1 protein-coding gene is annotated in these 1,035 nt (G+C 49.1%); it reads left to right on the plus strand.

The features are described 5' to 3' along the window. Positions 1–14: 14 nt before the first annotated feature. The coding region (locus ACWHAR_RS23190) for a DHA2 family efflux MFS transporter permease subunit (protein WP_452087962.1) at positions 15–1,035 on the plus strand (1,021 nt) is incomplete at its 3' end.

The raw sequence follows: 1,035 nt of genomic DNA on the forward strand, positions 1-1,035 counted from the left end.
TAAGAGGGATTGATATGAGTACAGGAACTGAACAACAGACATACAACAGAAATATCATCGTAGGTTTGCTTATTGCCGGGGCGTTTATCGCGATCTTGAACCAAACGCTCCTGGTTACCGCACTGCCGCATATTATGGCAGACTTGAACATAGACGCTACAAAAGCTCAATGGCTGACAACGGCGTTCATGCTGACAAACGGGATTCTCATTCCGATTACCGCCTTTTTGATCGAAAAATTCTCGAGCCGCGCGCTCGTCATCGCGGCGATGAGCATCTTTGCGGCGGGAACAGTCGTCGGTGCGGTGGCGCCTAACTTTCCGGTTCTTCTGGCGGCGCGGATCATTCAGGCCGCAGGCGCCGGAATTATGATGCCGCTCATGCAGACGATCTTTTTAACGATTTTCCCGGTTGAAAAACGCGGGGCTGCAATGGGCATGGTCGGCTTGGTGATCGCATTTGCACCGGCCATCGGACCGACATTGTCAGGCTGGATCGTCGACAGCTTTACATGGAGATACTTATTTTATATTATTCTGCCAATTGCACTGATTGATCTTGTGCTTGTCATCTTGCTGATGAAAAACGTCACGAAATTGAGAGAAACATCAGTGGACATCATATCTATTATCCTGTCCAGCCTGGGTTTCGGCGGTTTATTGTACGGCTTCAGCAACGCCGGATCAGAAGGCTGGGGGAGCAATACTGTTTTAATTTCCTTTGCAGTCGGTGCGGTCGCCCTGTTCTTCTTTATCTCTAGACAATTGAAAATCAAAAGGCCGATACTCGAGTTTCGCGTTTTCCAATCGTGGACTTTTACGATAACAACGCTACTTGGTATGATCGTTTTTGCATTAATGATCGGTACTGAGACCATTTTGCCGCTGTACACGCAAAACGTCAGAGACGTGACAGCTTTCGATTCGGGTTTGATGCTTCTGCCGGGCGCGATAGCAATGGGCATCATGTCGCCGATCATCGGCCGGATTTTTGACAAGATCGGCGGAAAAGGCCTTGCGATTATCGGGTTTGCCG

The organism is Bacillus sp. LR--39 (assembly GCF_053613335.1).